The organism is Pseudomonas sp. ICBG1301 (assembly GCF_016918385.1).
Lineage (GTDB): Bacteria > Pseudomonadota > Gammaproteobacteria > Pseudomonadales > Pseudomonadaceae > Aquipseudomonas > Aquipseudomonas palleroniana.
The window spans coordinates 90642-108292 of the sequence record NZ_JAEKGB010000014.1; the positions used below are offsets into that span (position 1 = coordinate 90642).

12 protein-coding genes are annotated in these 17651 nt (G+C 58.9%); 3 read left to right on the forward strand and 9 right to left on the reverse strand.

Translation table 11 applies throughout. From position 1 onward, the window contains the following. Nucleotides 1-13 precede the first annotated feature (13 nt). From JBE38_RS25350 to rpsU, 4 genes are all read right to left on the reverse strand, one after another. Nucleotides 14-3754, reverse strand: a complete 3741-nt coding sequence (locus JBE38_RS25350) for a bifunctional diguanylate cyclase/phosphodiesterase (protein WP_060757266.1) — start codon at nucleotides 3752-3754, stop codon at nucleotides 14-16. 121 nt (nucleotides 3755-3875) lie between these two features. Continuing rightward, complete coding sequence (gene rpoD / locus JBE38_RS25355) at nucleotides 3876-5723, reverse strand: RNA polymerase sigma factor RpoD (protein ID WP_060757267.1); 1848 nt, start codon at nucleotides 5721-5723, stop codon at nucleotides 3876-3878. A 67-nt stretch (nucleotides 5724-5790) separates the two neighbouring features. Next, a complete protein-coding gene (dnaG, locus tag JBE38_RS25360; RefSeq protein ID WP_205345409.1) occupies nucleotides 5791-7764 on the reverse strand; it encodes a DNA primase in 1974 nt (657 codons plus the stop codon). A 436-nt stretch (nucleotides 7765-8200) separates the two neighbouring features. Beyond that, nucleotides 8201-8416 (reverse strand): 30S ribosomal protein S21, encoded by a 216-nt coding sequence (gene rpsU / locus JBE38_RS25365; RefSeq protein WP_002551877.1) that lies wholly within the window; start codon nucleotides 8414-8416, stop codon nucleotides 8201-8203. Nucleotides 8417-8618: 202 nt separating this feature from the next. On the opposite strand from rpsU, the gene tsaD reads away from it, so the two are divergent. After that, nucleotides 8619-9644 (forward strand): tRNA (adenosine(37)-N6)-threonylcarbamoyltransferase complex transferase subunit TsaD, encoded by a 1026-nt coding sequence (gene tsaD / locus JBE38_RS25370; protein ID WP_060757269.1) that lies wholly within the window; start codon nucleotides 8619-8621, stop codon nucleotides 9642-9644. Between the two features lie 33 nt (nucleotides 9645-9677). Here tsaD and plsY read toward each other — a convergent pair whose 3' ends face one another. Continuing rightward, nucleotides 9678-10247 (reverse strand): glycerol-3-phosphate 1-O-acyltransferase PlsY, encoded by a 570-nt coding sequence (plsY, locus tag JBE38_RS25375; RefSeq protein WP_060757270.1) that lies wholly within the window; start codon nucleotides 10245-10247, stop codon nucleotides 9678-9680. A 74-nt stretch (nucleotides 10248-10321) separates the two neighbouring features. On the opposite strand from plsY, the gene folB reads away from it, so the two are divergent. Together folB and folK are read left to right on the forward strand one after the other, a co-directional pair. After that, nucleotides 10322-10675, forward strand: a complete 354-nt coding sequence (gene folB, locus JBE38_RS25380) for a dihydroneopterin aldolase (protein WP_060757271.1) — start codon at nucleotides 10322-10324, stop codon at nucleotides 10673-10675. After that, nucleotides 10666-11184: a 2-amino-4-hydroxy-6-hydroxymethyldihydropteridine diphosphokinase gene (gene folK / locus JBE38_RS25385; protein ID WP_090368488.1), complete on the forward strand. Its 519-nt coding sequence runs from the start codon at nucleotides 10666-10668 to the stop codon at nucleotides 11182-11184. The genes folB and folK overlap by 10 nt, the downstream gene beginning before the upstream one ends. A 75-nt stretch (nucleotides 11185-11259) precedes the next feature. Here folK and JBE38_RS25390 read toward each other — a convergent pair whose 3' ends face one another. The 4 genes from JBE38_RS25390 to JBE38_RS25405 form a co-directional block, all read right to left on the reverse strand. Continuing rightward, complete coding sequence (locus JBE38_RS25390) at nucleotides 11260-12489, reverse strand: multifunctional CCA addition/repair protein (RefSeq protein WP_090368490.1); 1230 nt, start codon at nucleotides 12487-12489, stop codon at nucleotides 11260-11262. Between the two features lie 63 nt (nucleotides 12490-12552). Further along, nucleotides 12553-14118 carry a SpoVR family protein gene (locus tag JBE38_RS25395; protein WP_060757274.1) on the reverse strand — a complete coding sequence of 522 codons (1566 nt, stop codon included), beginning with the start codon at nucleotides 14116-14118 and terminating at the stop codon, nucleotides 12553-12555. Beyond that, nucleotides 14115-15386 (reverse strand): YeaH/YhbH family protein, encoded by a 1272-nt coding sequence (locus tag JBE38_RS25400; RefSeq protein WP_060757275.1) that lies wholly within the window; start codon nucleotides 15384-15386, stop codon nucleotides 14115-14117. Before JBE38_RS25400 ends, JBE38_RS25395 begins: the two co-directional genes overlap by 4 nt. A gap of 113 nt (nucleotides 15387-15499) precedes the next feature. Then, nucleotides 15500-17422, reverse strand: coding sequence for a PrkA family serine protein kinase (locus JBE38_RS25405; protein ID WP_090368492.1), 1923 nt, complete (start codon nucleotides 17420-17422; stop codon nucleotides 15500-15502). Between the last annotated feature and the right edge of the window lie 229 nt (nucleotides 17423-17651).

Here is a 17651-nt window from a genome sequence, read left to right on the forward strand (position 1 = left end):
AACAGGTCGCGGATTATAACGATGGATTCTCCGCTGTGCCATCCGAAAACTCTGAAACACGCAGGTGAAGGTGGCTTGCGGCAAAAAGCTCCGGCGGCAGGGGTAGGCTGACGATGTAGCCTTGCATTTGCTCACAGCCCTCGGCGGCCAGGAAGGCTTGCTGCGCGGGGTTCTCCACGCCCTCGGCGATGATGGTGAATTGCATGCTGTGGCCCAGGGCAATGATGGCGCGCACGATGGCGGCATCGTGAGGGTCATCGGGCAGGCCGCGCACGAAGGACTGGTCGATTTTCAGGAAGTCCAGCGGCAGGCGCTTGAGGTAGCTGAGGGACGAGTAGCCGGTGCCGAAGTCATCAATGGCCAACTGTACGCCCAGGCGCTTGAGTTGATGCAGCACCTCCAGCGCTTCTTCGGCCTGGCTCATGATGAAGTTCTCGGTGATCTCCAGTTGCAGGCGCCCCGGCTCCAGGCGGTAGTCGCGTAGCAGCTGTTCAATGCGCCCCAGCAGGTTGGGATGGCGCAACTGTGCGCCGGCAAGGTTGACCGAGAGTGGGCCGAAGTCTTCGAAGGCTTCTTTCCACAGATGCATCTGGCGGCAGGCTTGCTCCAGGACCCAATCGCCGATCTGCAAGATCATGCCGTTCTCTTCGGCCAGGGCGATGAAGTGTTCAGGCGGGACATCGCCGAAGGTCGGGTGGTGCCAGCGAATCAGCGCTTCGGCGCCGATCACTTCTTGCGTCGAGAGGCTGAGTTTTGGTTGGTAGTACAGGCTCAGTTCGTCGCGCTCCATGGCGCGGCGCAATTCGTGTTCCAGCGCCACACGTTCGTTGGCCTGTGCGGTCAGGTCGCGGGTATAGCTTTCGACCCGGTTGCGCCCCTTGGCTTTGGAGCGGTACATCGCAGCATCGGCGTTCTTGACCAGGGTGGCGACATCAGTGCCGTCCTGGGGGTACAGGCTAGTGCCGATGCTGGCGGTAATAAAGAACTCGTGCTCACCGGCCTGGAACGGTGGGGTAAAGCAGGCCAGCAGTTTATTGGCCAGATGCTCGGCATCGCTGGCTTGCTGCAGGCCGGGCAGCAGGATGATGAATTCGTCGCCGCCTAGCCGGGCGACGGTGTCGATATCGCGCAGTTGTTCCTTGAGGCGTACGGCGATGTCCTTGAGCAGCAGGTCGCCGATGGGGTGACCGAGGCTGTCATTGATGTGCTTGAAACGGTCCAGGTCGAGGAAAAGCACTGCGCCCTGGTTGCCGATTTCCTGTTGGGTGTTGAGCGCCGCCTGCAGGCGGTTTTCAAACAATGTGCGGTTGGGCAGGCCGGTCAGCGGGTCATGGTGCGCCTGGTAGTCGAGGCGGGCCTGGGCGTGCTTGAGGCTGGAAATGTCAGCAAACACCGCGACGAAATGCGTGATCAGTTGCTCGCGGTTGCGCACGGCACTGATGGTCAGCCAACTGGGGTACAACTCGCCGTTCTTACGGCGGTTGGAAATCTCGCCCTGCCAATGCCCATGCGCGGTCAACTGATGCCACATCGCCGCGTAGAACGCGCTGTCGTGCAGGCCGGAGGCGAGCAGGCGCGGAGTCTGGCCCAGGGCTTCGGCTTCGCTGTAGCCGGTGATTTCGCTGAAAGCACGGTTCACGGCGCTGATGTTCTGTCGGGTGTCGGTGATCAATACCCCTTCGGCGGTGCTTTCGAACACGGTGGCAGCCTGTTGCAGTTTTTCCTGCATCAACTGGCGCTCGGTGATGTCGCGGGCGATGGTCAGCATGCAGTCTTCACCGCCGATGGGCAGGGGCCGGCTGGATAATTCACATAGGCGAATCAAACCGTCGGCGCGGCGGATGTGGCAGATAAAGTCGCGCACAAACCCGTCACGCTGCATGAGCTCCAGCATGTGCTTGCGTTCGTTGAGGTCGACCCAGATGCCCAGGTCCAGGGATGACTGGTCAAGCGTCGCGCTGGTGAAACCGGTCAACCGGCTGAAGCCTTCGTTCACTTCAATCAACACACCATCGCGCTGGCGGCTCAACAGCAAGCCATCTGGAGAGGCGTGGAATGCCTTGGCGAATTTCTCTTCAGAGGTTTGCAGTTGTTGTTGAGTTTCTTTGAGTTGGCTGATGTCACGCACCACCACCACCAGGGCTGCGGTGGTGTCGAGTTGGAAGGGTTCGGCCGAGATCAGCCCGGTAAACGCCTGGCCATTGCTGCGCAGGAAGGTCATCTCCAAGTTGCGGATGCTGGTGTTCTGCGCCCTTTGCAGCAGGTCGGGACCGACGCCTTGGACGCCCCAGATATTCAGCTCGGTGGCGGTTTTGCCCACGACCTCTTCGGCCGTCAGGCCAATTTGGTCCTCGAACGCCTTGTTGACCTCCAGCAGGCAGCCATCGGACATCCGTGCGATCACCAGGATGTCCGGGCATTGCTGGAACACAGAGGCAAACTTTTGCTCAGACAGCTGCAGCGCTTCTTCGGTGCGCTTGGCTTCGCTGATGTCGATCATCAGGCCGCGCAGTACTGGCTCATGGCCGTGTTCGATCAGGCTGACAATGTCACGCACCCACAGGCAGCGGCCGTCGGCGGTGATCACGCGATAATCCACGCTATGGTCGCGGTTGGCGCGGGTTTCGCGGTAGCAATAGGCTTCGGCGCGTGTCAGGTCGGCGGGGTGGATGATGTTGCGCCAGAAGCCGGGGATCAGCCAGTGGGCGCGGGGGTAACCCAACAGGTCTTCGGCATGGGGCGATACGTAGCTGTAGGTGAAGTCGGTGATGCTGGCTTCCCAGGCAATGGCGGACAGGCTCTCCACCAGGCCGCGATAGTGGTATTCGCTGCTGCGCAGTTCTTGTTCAAGGGCGACTCGCCGGGAAATTTCCGAACTGAGCCGACGATTGATCCGAATCACGATGGCCAGGACTGTGCTCAGCAGCAGCACGGCGGGCAGGCCGTACGTCAGCAAGTCGACCCAGAAAGTCCGGTGATCGGCGACGCTGCCTACCCAATGTTGCTGGATCGCGTCGGTTTCATCGGGACTCAAGTCGGCGAGCACCTTGTCGAGTATGCCCACCAGTATTTTTTCATCCCGTGGTACGCCCATCGCCAGTTGATAGCGGTAGGGCGTTTCGCCGCTGACGTACAAGCCGTCAAGCTTGAGCTGGCGCAGGCTCCAGACGCTGGAAGCCAGATCGCCGACCACGGCATCCACTTCGTCGGTGGCCAGGGCCTGCAGTGTCGAGCTGACGTTGGGCATCGCCACCAGGTTGAGGTCGGGGTGGTGGGTACGCAGCAGTTCGTGGGGCGCATAGTTTTCCACCACGGCAATCTTCAGCCCGTACAGACCCTTGAGGTCGCGTGGTTTGGCACCCCCTACATGGGCGAGGATGACGATGGGGAAATCCAGATAGGGGCGCGTAAAGGCCATGTAGCTTTGCCGCTCCGGGGTGGACATGATGCCGGGCAGCAGGTCGAGCTGGTTGTGTTTGGCCTGTTCAAGCACGGCGGTCCAGTTCGCCGGCTCAATCAGATTGATCCGCACGCCCAGGCGGTCCTGGATCAGGCGCACATAGTCGGCAGCCAGTCCCTGGTAGCGACCGTTTTCGTCGCGATATTCGAAGGGGGGCCAAGAGGCATCCACCCCAAGGCGCAGCTCCTGATGGTCCGCCAGCCAGCTACGCTCATCATCAGAAAGAGTCAACGCGCCAGCCGTTGCGGTCCAGGTCAGCAGCGACAGCAGTAACACAGTCGGCAGTCTGGGCATAACGGTCTCGTTATGGCACGGGGAATGTTTCGAGTGTAGACGGGCATTGCGGGGGAGGGAGGAGACAGAGTGTTTTATCTGTAGAAAGCAAAACCCCCGGCCTGGGCCGGGGGTTCTGGCATCACTCGTCGAGGAAGGAGCGCAGATGCTCGCTTCGCGTCGGGTGGCGCAGCTTGCGCAGCGCCTTGGCTTCGATCTGACGGATCCGCTCACGGGTCACGTCAAATTGCTTACCGACTTCCTCAAGGGTGTGGTCGGTATTCATGTCGATGCCGAAACGCATGCGCAGTACCTTGGCTTCACGGGCAGTAAGGCCGGACAGTACGTCGCGAGTCGCTTCTTTGAGGCTCTCAACGGTGGCGACATCGATTGGCGACTGCATGGTCGAGTCTTCGATGAAGTCACCCAGATGGGAGTCTTCGTCATCACCAATCGGCGTTTCCATGGAGATCGGCTCTTTAGCGATCTTCAATACCTTGCGGATTTTATCCTCAGGCATTTCCATGCGTTCGCCCAGCTCTTCCGGGGTCGGTTCGCGACCCATTTCCTGCAACATCTGCCGGGAAATGCGGTTGAGCTTGTTGATGGTCTCGATCATGTGCACCGGAATACGGATGGTGCGGGCCTGGTCGGCGATCGAGCGAGTGATCGCCTGACGGATCCACCAGGTGGCATAAGTCGAGAACTTGTAGCCGCGACGGTATTCGAACTTGTCCACAGCCTTCATCAGGCCGATGTTGCCTTCCTGAATCAGGTCGAGGAATTGCAGGCCGCGGTTGGTGTACTTCTTGGCGATCGAGATCACCAGACGCAAGTTCGCTTCAACCATCTCTTTCTTCGCGCGGCGGGCCTTGGCCTCGCCGATCGACATGCGACGGTTGATGTCCTTGATTTCAGCAATGGTCAGGCCGGTTTCGGTCTCAAGCGCGGTCAGCTTCTGCTGGCAGCGAATGATGTCCGGTTGCACGCGACCAATGGCTTCAGCGTATTTCGCCTTGCCCTTGGCCAGTGCGTCGGACCAGCTTTCGTCAACTTCGTTGCCTGGGAACTGGCGCAGGAAGTCGGCGCGCGGCATGCGTGCATCACGTACACACAGTTGCATGATTGCGCGTTCTTGAGCACGCAGACGCTCAAGTGCACTGCGAACACGTTCAACCAGACCTTCGAATTGCTTCGGTACCAGCTTGATCGGCATGAACAGCTCAGCCAGCGCCAGCAGCTCGGCAATTGCCTGCTTGTTGGTGCGACCGTGCTTCTTCAGGGCCTTGCGGGTGATTTCCATTTGATCGGAAACCGCACCGAAACGCTGGGCAGCGATGATCGGGTCTGGACCGCTTTCGGCTTCTTCTTCGTCGTCGCTGGATTCAGCTTCGTCGTCGTCGGAGTCGTCGTCCGCTTTTGCAACCTTGGCATCGACAGGCGGCGGCACTTCGGCAGCCGGCGGCGCAATGCCGTCGTCCGGGTCGATATAACCGCTCAGGACGTCCGACAGGCGGCCACCTTCGCTGGTAACGCGGTTGTACTCGGAGAGAATGTGGTCAACCGTGCCAGGGAAGTGCGCGATTGCGCCCATCACTTCACGGATACCCTCTTCGATACGCTTGGCGATTTCGATTTCGCCTTCACGTGTCAGCAGCTCGACGGTACCCATTTCACGCATATACATGCGCACAGGGTCGGTGGTACGACCGATATCGGTCTCCACAGCAGCCAGCGCGGCAGCCGCTTCTTCAGCGGCAGCCTCGTCGGTATCGGCGTCGGCCAACATAAGGGCGTCCGCATCCGGAGCACTCTCGTGTACGGGGATCCCCATGTCGTTAATCATGCGGATGATGTCTTCCACCTGCTCAGGATCTGAAATATCCTCGGGCAGGTGGTCGTTGACCTCGGCGTAAGTCAGATACTTCTGCTCACGACCCAGTTTGATCAACTCAATAATACGAGACTGCTGTTGCGCTTTTCCGGACATAACACCCTATCCACTGAAGGTCTTGGCGGGCAAAAAACAAGCCGAGGATTATACCCGAGCTATGACCTCACACGCCAGCTGAGGTCGGGTTTGATGCGCAAACGTTCTGTTTTAAGAGGTCGCGCATCTGTTTTGCTATCTGAATTTGCTCTTCAGCCGACAATCCCGGCTGCCTTGCTCTTTTGATGAGGTCATCGAGGGTCTGCGTGTGCTGACCCGCAGATAACCTAGTAATGGTGTCTAAAAATTGTTGTTCAAGGTTATCGCCGTCAATTAGCCACTCCTTTTCCGCGAGTGCTCTCAAGAGGCGCCCCTGTTCGGTGCCATGCCAACGAGCCATCAATTGAATTGAGTTTAGCTTGGGATTTTTCTGCACCGCCTCGATCAAGGCGATCAGTACCTGAGCATAGCTGTTACTTTCATTGGCGAAGTGGTCGGCGCTTTCAACCTTTCCCGCCAGTTGCGGGTGATGAATAAGCGTGCGCAACGCGATAAGCATGGGCGCCTCAACCGCTACCGGAGTACGTGGCGCATAGGCTTCATCGCGGTCGCCGCGCTTGCCGTTCTTGCTCCAGGGTTTCTTGTTGTCCCATTTCTTGCCGCCGGCGCCGGGTTTCTTCGGTGTCCACTCCTGCTGGGGCGTGTAGGCCTCCTGCGGTTGGTGGAAATCGGAATAATCCGGCATGGCGTCGTAATCCATGCCTGGGTCATAGGCCGGCGGTGCGTCCGGTGGCGCGCTGTGCACCAGCTGACTGACGGCATCCCCGCTCAATCCGGTGATTTCCAGCAGGCGCATGCGCATCAGTGATTTCAGGTTGGCGCCTGGGACTTTGTCGATCAGCGGTGCCGCGAGGGTGGCCATGTGCGCCTTGCCTTCGAGGGAGCGCGGGTCGGCTTCTTCGGTCAGTTGCTGGAAGAAATAATCCGCCAGTGGCTGGGCGTGCTGATTGATGCGTGCGCGAAACGCGTCGGTGCCTTCGGAGCGAACCAGTGTGTCCGGGTCTTCGCCTTCGGGCAGGAACAGAAAGCGCGCCCTACGCCCATCCTGCAAGCTCGACAGCGTGGCTTCGAGTGCGCGCCAGGCGGCATTGCGCCCGGCTTGGTCGCCGTCGAAGCAGAACAGCACGCTGGGCACGACGCGAAACAGGCGTTTCATGTGTTCTTCGCTGGTGGCGGTGCCCAGTGTCGCCACGGCATTGCGCAGGCCTTGCTGGGCCAGGGCGATGACGTCCATGTAGCCTTCAACCACGATGATTTCATCAAGGTTGCGGTTGTGCTTGCGCGCTTCGAACAGGCCGTACAGCTCCTGGCCTTTGTGGAATACCGGCGTTTCCGGCGAGTTCAGGTACTTGGGTTTGTCGTCCCCCAGTACCCGGCCACCAAAGGCGATGATCCGGCCGCGGCTGTCGCGGATCGGAAACATCACGCGGTCGCGGAAGCGGTCGTAACGCTTGCCGGTCTCGGCGTTTTCCACCAGCAGGCCAGCATCAATCATGGCCTTTTGCTGCAGCGTATCGCTGCTCAGGTGCTTGTACAGATTGTCCCAGCCGGGGGGGGCAAAGCCCAGGCCGAAATCGCGGGCGATCTCGCCGGTGAGGCCGCGCCCCTTGAGGTAATCGACGGCGGCCTTGCGCTGCGGGTGGCTTTTAAGTGCCTGGCGATAGAAGTCGGCAGCGGCGGTCAGCAGCGGGTAGAGCGGTGAGTCTGTAGGCTGTCGGGGTTTGTGCGCGCGGCCACTTTCTTCACGGGGGATTTCCATGCCGGCGGCTTTCGCCAGTTCCTCGACGGCCTGGGGGAAGTCCAGGTTGTCGTGGTCCATGATGAAGCCGAGGGCGTTGCCGCCTGCGCCGCAGCCGAAACAGTAGTAGAACTGTTTGTCGGGGCTGACGCTGAACGACGGAGTCTTTTCTTTGTGGAACGGGCAGCAGGCGGTGTAGTTTTTACCCGCCTTCTTCATTTGCAGGCGCGAGCTGACAACATCGACGATGTCGGTGCGGTTCAGAAGGTCGTCAATAAAGCTCTGGGGAATTAGCCCGGCCATGGCGTTCTCGTCATCACTGCGTGTAAATGAGGGTCCATCAAGCGCTCAAGCACAGGGATTCACGGCTTGATCAACAATTGTCTGCTTGGGCTGTCAGGGAGTGTATCTGCCGAGCATTCACTGACGTTAATTTCTATCAGTCTTCGGCTTGGAAATGTTGCCCGGGTTTCCGGTCTTGGCCAATGACGGGCCTCGGAAAAGGGGCGCAGCCGATACGATTGATCGTCTGTTGAAAAATAAGTGTGCTCGTCAGTAGCCTTGTTAGGCTCGTCAGAAGAGACGTGCACCGCTGGCAAAAGAGCCAGTCCTGACGTGTGAAGCTATGTATCGGTCGCGTGTGCGGCGTCAACAGTGAAGCATCAAGCGATATCCGCAAATGCCAGCAGCCCGGCTGAAGGCCGGGCTTTGGCAGAAGCTTGCTACGATCGTCTGTGTATTAGTACAGACGAACGGCGCGGCGCTGTTCGCGCTGAACTTTCTTGGCGTGACGCTTAACAGCGGCTGCTGCTTTGCGCTTACGCTCAGAAGTTGGCTTCTCGTAAAATTCGCGGCTACGAACTTCAGCCAGTACACCGGCTTTTTCGCAGGAGCGCTTGAAACGACGCAGAGCTACGTCGAAGGGTTCGTTCTCTTTAACTTTGACGGCTGGCATCCAGAGCTACCTTCTTTCATTACCGGGATCAACGTTCTCGTCGCAAAACATTCGCGGCTGAGGTCGTCGGTTTTTAAGGGTTGCGGATGTTAACCCCTCATTGCCCGGAATGCAAAGCCTCTGATCGAAAACCGCTAGTCGGGAGGGGGAGTGGCGACTATTATGCGCGCCTTCGAATTCAGCCTCTACAAGGCGCAAACCCATGCTAGTACTGGGACTTGAAACCTCCTGCGACGAAACCGGCGTCGCACTTTACGACAGTGAACGCGGGCTTTTGGCCGATGCACTGTTCAGTCAGATCGACCTGCATCGTGCCTATGGCGGCGTGGTGCCGGAGCTGGCCAGCCGCGATCACGTCAAACGCATGCTGCCGTTGATTCGCCAGGTGTTGGATGAGGCCGGCTGTGTGCCGACCGAGATCGACGCAATTGCTTACACCGCAGGCCCCGGATTGGTTGGAGCCTTGCTGGTTGGGGCTTCTTGCGCTCAGGCGCTGGCCTTTGCCTGGGGCATTCCAGCCCTCGGTGTGCACCACATGGAGGGCCATTTATTGGCCCCCATGCTGGAAAAAACACCGCCAGAGTTTCCGTTCGTCGCTTTGTTGGTTTCCGGCGGCCATACGCAGCTGGTTCAGGTCGATGGCATCGGCCAATACACGCTTTTGGGCGAATCGCTGGATGATGCTGCTGGTGAGGCTTTCGACAAGACCGCGAAGATGATGGGCCTCAACTATCCCGGTGGCCCTGAAATTGCGCGTCTGGCCGAAAAGGGCGTACCGGGTCGTCATACGTTTCCGCGCCCGATGTGCGATCGCCCTGGCTTGATGTTCAGCTTCAGCGGCTTGAAAACCTCTGCGCTCAATACCTGGCAGCAAAGCGTCAGCGCCGGGGACGACAGTGAACAAGCCCGTTGCGACATTGCGCTGGCGTTCCAGCAGGCCGTGGTGGAGACTTTGACCATCAAGTGCAAGCGCGCCCTGAAACAGGCAGGGATGAAGCGCCTGGTGATTGCAGGCGGCGTCAGCGCCAACAAGGCATTGCGTATCTCGCTGGAAAAAATGCTCGGCGACATGCAGGGCGACGTGTTCTATGCGCGGCCAGAGTTCTGCACCGACAACGGCGCGATGATCGCCTATGCCGGTTGCCAGCGTCTGCAGGCCGGGCAGCATGAGAGCCTGGCCATCAGCGTGCAGGCGCGTTGGCCGATGGAGCAGCTTTCACCGTTGTAAGGGGGCGGTGCGAGCCGGGTTCATCGACAGCATTTAAAAATGCCGTTCGCGCCCGGCAAACAGGTCGCGTAAATTGCCGCGGTGACGCCAGACAATCAGCAGCGTCAACACGCTCATCGGCAACAGCGCCGCAGGCTCCTGCCATGCGAGCAGGGGCAGGGTGAGCGGTGTGGCGATCAGCGCGGCCAGCGAGCTGGTGCGGGTCAGGTAGAAGGTCAGTAGCCAGGCCAGTACGGCCAGCAACGCAGCCGGCGGGTAGATCCCCAGCAGCATGCCGGCTGCCGTGGCAACACCTTTACCGCCGCGAAAACGAAAGTACAGTGGAAACAGATGGCCCAGCACGGCACACACGCCTACCCAGGCTTGCTGTTGCAGGGAAAGACCGACAAGGCTGGCGATCAGCACGGGCAACAGGCCCTTGCAGAGATCGCCGAGCAACGTCAGCACGGCGAGTTTCTTGCCGGCCAGGCGCAACATATTGGTGGCACCGGCATTGCCTGAGCCACTCATTCGCGGGTCGGGATTTCCCGTCAGGCGGCTGAGCAAAATGGCAAAGGACAGCGAGCCGAGCAGGTAGGCGAGAATCGCCAGTGACCAAAACATGCTAACTATTCCGGGCGAGGACGCCCTGATTCTAACGGGGCATCGCGCCCTTGTCGTGCTGCGGAGAAGAGTGCTTGGACAGAGTGTTTATCGAAGGCCTGGAAGTCGACACCGTGATCGGGGCCTACGACTGGGAGCGCGGCATCAAGCAATGCCTGCGCCTGGACCTGAGCTTCGCCTGGGATAACCGCCCGGCTGCGGCCGGCGACGACCTGACCCTGGCGCTGGATTACGCCAGCGTATCCGCACGTATCCAGGCATTTGCCGAGCAGGCTCAATTCCAGCTGGTGGAAACCTTTGCCGAGCGCTTGGCCGAAGTGCTGATGAGCGAGTTCCAGATTCCCTGGCTGCACCTCAAACTGACCAAGCCGGGTGCCGTGCCGGCCGCCAAGGGCGTGGGTGTGGAGATCGAGCGCGGATGTCGCTAACTCAGGTTTACCTTGGTCTTGGCAGCAATATCGAGCGCGAAACCCACTTATGCGCCGGCCTGGACGCGCTGGCGGGTTTGCTGGTCGATATGCGTTGTTCGGCGGTGTTCGAAAGCCAGCCGGTGGGTATCAAGAGCGGGCCGTTCTTCAATCTGGTGGTGTCGGGCTACACCGATCTGCCATTGATGGAGCTGGACCGTCGTTTGAAATTCATCGAGGCCGACAATGGCCGCTATGCGCCTGATCGCAAGGGCTTGCCGTTAGATATTGACGTGCTGCTGTATGGCGAGCTGGTGGGTAATTTCGATGGTTTGATCCTGCCGCGGGCAGAAATACTGAAAAACGCCTTTGTATTGTGGCCGTTGTCGTTGATGGCCCCCGATCGTGTGCATCCGGAGGCGGGCAAGCCGTTGGCTGAGCTGTGGCGTGATGCGCGGATCGAGCAGGTACTGGCGCCTGTCGGGTTTGAATGGCAGGGCCAGCAACTCACTTCGGACGTTCTTCTGTAAGCGCCGAGCTTGCTCGCGCAAGAGGCGAGTTAATCCAGGCAGTCGGTGTGACGATCCTCACGGGCAAGCTCGCTTCTACACTGAATATTGCTCTTTGTAGTGCTTCAACGCCTTGAGCCGTTCGCGCTTGAGGGCTTCGCCCAGCTCCGGGCCCTTGAAACCTTTCTCCAGCAGGGGCGCTACCGCCACTTCGCGCGCTGCCTTTGCCGCGCCGCGTAAGTAGTCGGCCTGTGGATAACTACGCTGCTCGAAACCCTTGCGGCCGCGCGCATCCATTTCACATGCCACCACAAACTCCTCGAAGCGCTGGGGTCGACGGTACACATCGAAACTTTGCAGCAACTCCAATAACGTCGAGGCTTTCAGCTCAAGTGCACGATGTCCGTGAGTGTGGTACTGGCCAACCAGCAGCGCCAAATCCTGGCAATCCCTCGGCACTTTGAAACGTTCGTTGACCGCCTTGATCAACTTCAGGCCCTTGTGCTCGTGAGCGATATGCTGTGGCAACTTATCCACAGGCGTCAGGCCCTTGCCCAGGTCATGCAGCAGGCAGGCCCAGCGCACCGTCAGGGGTTGTTGATGCCGGGCGGCCTGTGCCAGCACGCTCAAGGTGTGTACGCCGGTGTCAATTTCGGGGTGATGGGCTTCAGGCTGTGGTACGCCGAACAACGCGTTCACTTCCGGCATCAAGGTTTTCAGCGCATCACAGTCGCGCAGTACCTGGATAAACACCTCTGGCTGATCCTCCATCAGCGCCCTGGATATTTCCTTCCAGCTACGCTCCGGGGTCAGCGCTTGCAGTTCGCCGGACTCGCTGAGCTGACGCATCAGTTCCAGTGTGTGCGGCGCCACGGTAAAACCCAAATGAGCGTAACGCGCGGCAAAGCGTGCAACACGCAGCACACGGAGGGGATCTTCAGCAAAAGCTGGGGAAACGTGACGCAGGATGCGCGCAGCAAGATCGCTTTGGCCGCCGTAGGGGTCGGTCAGGTTGCCTTCATCGTCCTCTGCCATGGCATTGATGGTCAGGTCGCGCCGAATCAGGTCTTCTTCCAGCGTGACCTCGGGGCTGGCGTGAAACACAAAGCCGCCGTAGCCCCGGCCGCTTTTGCGCTCGGTGCGGGCGAGGGCATATTCGTCACCGTTTTTCGGGTCCAGGAACACCGGAAAGTCAGCGCCCACAGGCTTATAACCCTTGGCGAGCATTTCTTCGGCGGTTGCGCCCACCACAACGCGGTCGATGTCGGTGACCGGTATGCCCAGCAAGCGGTCACGTACCGCACCGCCGACTTTGTAGATTTTCATGAAAAAGCCTCCATTAGCCGCACAGGATACCGCCTGTGCCGGACCAATGGAGGCTTTGCCGTTTCAGAGGTGAACGACGGCCAGGTCCAGGCGGCCGTAGTCGTTGTCGTTGTGATCGGTGCGCGGAGGCACATGGTGAGTCTTCATCACTTGATCGCCCTGCAGGGTTTCCAGGTGAATGTCGAAGCCCCACAGCCGATGCAGATGCTTGAGCACTTCTTCGGTGGACTCGCCCAAGGGTTTGCGATCGTGCTGCTGGTGACGCAGCGTCAGCGAGCGGTCACCGCGCACGTCGATGCTGTAGATCTGCACGTTAGGTTCGCGATTGCCCAGGTTGTACTGCGCCGCCAGGGTTTCGCGGATGGTGCGGTAACCCGGTTCATCATGGATGGCCGGGACTACCAGGTCATCCTTGAGGTCGTCATCGAGAATGCTGAACAATTTGAGGTCACGAATCACCTTGGGTGACAGGTACTGCAGGATAAAGCTCTCATCCTTGAAGCTGCTCATGGCGAACTTGATGGTCGACAGCCAGTCGCTGCCGGCGATTTCCGGGAACCAGCGGCGGTCCTCCTCGGTGGGGTGCTCGCACATGCGGCGGATGTCGCGGTACATGGCAAAACCCAGCGCATAGGGGTTGATGCCGTTGTAATACGGGCTGTCGAAGCCCGGCTGGAACACCACGCTGGTGTGCGAGGTGAGGAACTCCATCATGAAGCCGTCAGTGACCAGCCCCTCGTCGTACAGGTCGTTCATCAAGGTGTAGTGCCAGAACGTTGCCCAGCCCTCGTTCATCACCTGGGTCTGGCGCTGTGGATAAAAATACTGGGCGATCTTGCGCACGATGCGCACGATTTCCCGCTGCCACGGCTCCAGTAGCGGCGCATGTTTTTCCAGGAAATACAGGATGTTTTCCTGAGGTTCGGCGGGGAAGCGCGCATTGTCTTTGTCGCTGTTTTTACCGGCACGTTTGGGAATGGTGCGCCACAGGTCGTTGATTTGCTTCTGCAGGTGCTCTTCGCGCTCTTTCTGGCGCAGGCGTTCTTCTTCGGCGGAGATCGGATACGGGCGTTTGTAGCGATCAACGCCGTAGTTCATCAGGGCATGGCAGGAGTCGAGCAAATCCTCTACCGCATCGATGCCATGGCGTTCCTCGCACTGCATGATGTACTGCTTGGCGAACACCAGGTAATCGATGATCGAGCTGGCATCGGTCCAGGTGCGGAACAGGTAGTTGCCCTTGAAGAAGCTGTTGTGCCCGTAGCAGGCGTGAGCCACCACCAGCGCCTGCATGCAGATGGTGTTTTCCTCCATCAGGTAGGCGATGCACGGGTCGGAGTTGATGACGATCTCGTAGGCCAGCCCCATCTGGCCACGGGTGTAGGATTTCTCGGTGCTAAGGAAGTGCTTGCCGTAGGACCAATGGTGATAGCCCAAGGGCATGCCCACCGAGGCATAGGCATCCATCATCTGTTCGGCGGTGATCACTTCGATCTGGTTGGGGTAGGTGTCCAGGGCATAGCCCGCCGCGATACGGCTGATTTCCCGGTCATAGGCCTGGATCAGTTCAAAGGTCCACTCGGAGCCCGTGGATATGGGTTGGCGTTTTTGCTCTTTTTTGGCGGTCATGTCACTAACCTGCGCTGGAAGAGTTCACGGAAGACCGGGTAGATATCGCCGGCCGAGACCAGTTGCTGCTGGGCGAAAGTGTCGGCAAAGGCTTCGCCGATGCGTTCGTATTCGAACCACAGGGCCTGATGCTCACGGGGGGTGATTTCAACATAAGTGTAGTACTGCACGAACGGCATGATCTGGTTGATCAGGATGTCGCGGCAGATTGGCGAGTCGTCATTCCAGTTGTCACCGTCGGAGGCTTGGGCGGCGTAGATGTTCCACTCATTGGCTGGATAGCGCTCGGCCATGATCTCCTGCATCAGTTTCAAGGCGCTGGACACGATGGTGCCGCCGGTTTCCCGTGAGTAGAAAAACTCTTCTTCGTCCACTTCCCGCGCGCTGGTGTGATGTCGAATGAACACTACGTCGATCTTGTCGTAGTTCCGCTTGAGAAACAGATACAGCAGGATGAAGAAACGTTTGGCGATGTCCTTGGTGGCCTGGGTCATGGAGCCGGACACGTCCATCAGGCAGAACATCACGGCCTTGGAACTGGGGTTGGGCTGTTTCACCAGCAGGTTGTATTTGAGGTCGAACGTATCGAGAAACGGCACACGGTGAATACGCGCGCTGAGTTTCTCGATTTCCGCCTCGATTTCCTGAATATCGCCGAAGTTGTCTGGCTCTTCACGCTTAAGACGAGCCAGTTCCTCCTTGGCTTCCTTCAGTTTTGCGCGACTGCTGCCCGACAGGGCAATACGCCGGGCATGTGCCGAGCGCAGGGTGCGAATGATATTGATGCGGGACGGGTTACCTTCGTTACTGACGCCGGCGCGCACGGTCTTGAAGGTGTCGGTGCCGGTCAGGTTGCGTTTGACCAGGTTAGGCAGTTCCAGGTCTTCGAACATGAATTCGAGGAATTCTTCCTGGGTGATCTGGAACACGAACTCATCCATGCCTTCGCCGGAGTTACCGGCTTTGCCCGGCCCCTTGCCGCCGCCTCCGCCCTGGGGGCGCTGGATATGTTCGCCGGTGGTGAATTCCTTGTTGCCGGGGTGAACCACGGTCTGCTTGCCGCCACGACCGTGGTGCAGCACCGGTTCGTCGATGTCCCGTCCGGGAATGCTGATTTGTTCACCATGCTCCATGTCGGTGATGGAGCGACGGCTGACGGCCTCTTCAACGGCCTTTTTGATGTGGTCACGGTAACGCCGCAGGAAACGTTGGCGGTTTACCGTGCTTTTGTTCTTGCCATTGAGGCGTCGGTCGATCACATAGCTCATGGGGAGCCCTCCGGGCAGCTTCACGTTACAAGCTTCAAGCCGTGAGCTGGAAGCTTAGAGACAAGCGGTCAGCTGCCAGGCCAAAGGCCTGGCAGTGTGCGCCCGTCGCTGCCTTACTGCGATTTGCGAACCCGCAGGTACCACTCGGAGAGCAGTCGCACCTGTTTGTCGGTGTAGCCACGCTCGACCATTCGTGTGACGAAATCGTTGTGTTTTTGCTGATCCTCCTTGCTGGCCTTGGCATTGAAGCTGATGACCGGCAGCAGATCCTCGGTGTTGGAGAACATTTTCTTCTCGATGACTACCCGCAGCTTCTCGTAGCTGAGCCACGTTGGGTTCTTGCCATTGTTGTTGGCACGGGCGCGCAGCACGAAGTTGACGATTTCGTTGCGGAAATCCTTCGGATTGCTGATGCCGGCCGGTTTTTCGATCTTCTCCAGTTCTTCGTTGAGAGCCACGCGGTTGAGGATCTCGCCGGTTTCCGGGTCGCGGTATTCCTGGTCCTGGATCCAGAAGTCGGCGTACAGCACGTAGCGGTCGAAGATGTTCTGGCCATATTCGCTGTAGGACTCCAGATAGGCGGTCTGGATTTCCTTGCCGATGAACTCGATGTAGCGCGGCGCCAGGTATTCCTTGAGGAAGCGCAGGTAGCGTTCGCGGGTTTCCGCCTGGAACTGTTCCTGTTCGATCTGCTGTTCGAGAACGTAGAGCAGGTGGACCGGGTTGGCGGCGATCTCGTGAGGGTCGAAGTTGAAGACCTTGGAGAGGATCTTGAACGCAAAGCGTGTCGACAGGCCGTTCATGCCTTCGTCCACGCCTGCCGCATCACGGTATTCCTGAATAGACTTGGCCTTGGGGTCGGTGTCCTTGAGGTTTTCGCCGTCGTATACGCGCATCTTCGAATAGATATTCGAGTTTTCCGGCTCCTTGAGACGTGACAGTACGGTGAACTGCGCCAGCATCTTCAAGGTGTCGGGCGCGCAGTGGGCCTTGGCCAGCGAACTGTTGAACAGCAGCTTGTCGTAAATCTTGATTTCATCGCTGACCCGCAGGCAGTAAGGCACCTTGACGATATAGATACGGTCGATGAAGGCTTCGTTGTTCTTGTTGTTACGGAAGGTGTGCCATTCCGATTCGTTGGAGTGGGCCAGCAGGATGCCGTTGAACGGAATCGCGCCCAGGCCTTCGGTGCTGTTGTAGTTGCCTTCCTGGGTGGCGGTCAGCAGTGGGTGCAGCACCTTGATCGGTGCCTTGAACATCTCCACGAACTCCATCAAACCCTGGTTGGCCCGGCACAGGGCGCCCGAGTAGCTGTAGGCGTCGGCGTCGTTCTGCGGGAATTCTTCGAGTTTACGGATATCGACTTTACCCACCAGCGCGGAAATGTCCTGGTTGTTCTCATCCCCTGGCTCGGTTTTCGCTACGCCGATCTGGTTGAGGATCGACGGGTAGAGTTTCACCACGCGGAACTGGCTGATGTCCCCGCCAAATTCGGACAGGCGCTTGGTGGCCCAAGGCGACATGATGGTGTTGAGATAGCGACGTGGGATGCCAAAGTCTTCTTCGAGGATCGCGCCATCTTCCGTGGCGTTGAACAGGCCCAAAGGCGACTCGAAGACCGGCGAGCCCTTGATGGCGTAGAAGGGCACCTTCTCGATCAGTTGTTTGAGTTTTTCCGCCAGGGACGACTTGCCGCCGCCGACCGGACCCAGCAGATAGAGGATCTGTTTCTTCTCTTCCAGGCCTTGGGCGGCATGGCGGAAGTAGGAGACGATCTGGTCGATGCATTCTTCCATGCCGTGGAAGTCTTCAAAGGCCGGGTAGCGCCGGATCACCTTGTTGGAGAATATTCGCGACAGGCGCGAATTGCTTGAGGTGTCTATCAGTTGCGGCTCGCCGATCGCCAATAGCAGGCGCTCGGCGGCGGATGCATAGGTGCTGCGGTCCTGTTTGCACAGCTCAAGATACTCTTGCAGCGTGAGTTCTTCCTGCTGTGTGGATGCGAAGCGTTGTTGGAAGTGGCTGAAAATACTCATGACGTCGTCACCTCGCTCGATACGTGGAGCCGACGCCGGATCAATCAGTCGATGCTGGCAGACATTGGCGGACGCCAATGACCGTTTCCCCCCAGAACACCCTGAAACGCTACCGATGACCCGCACGCCGGTGTACCGGCTCTCCCCTGATTTGGATGGCCTGCGCTTAAGGATAGTTCGGAATCCGGGAGGTCAAGGTGAGATGCGCAATTAGTTTGGCTGCGCCGTT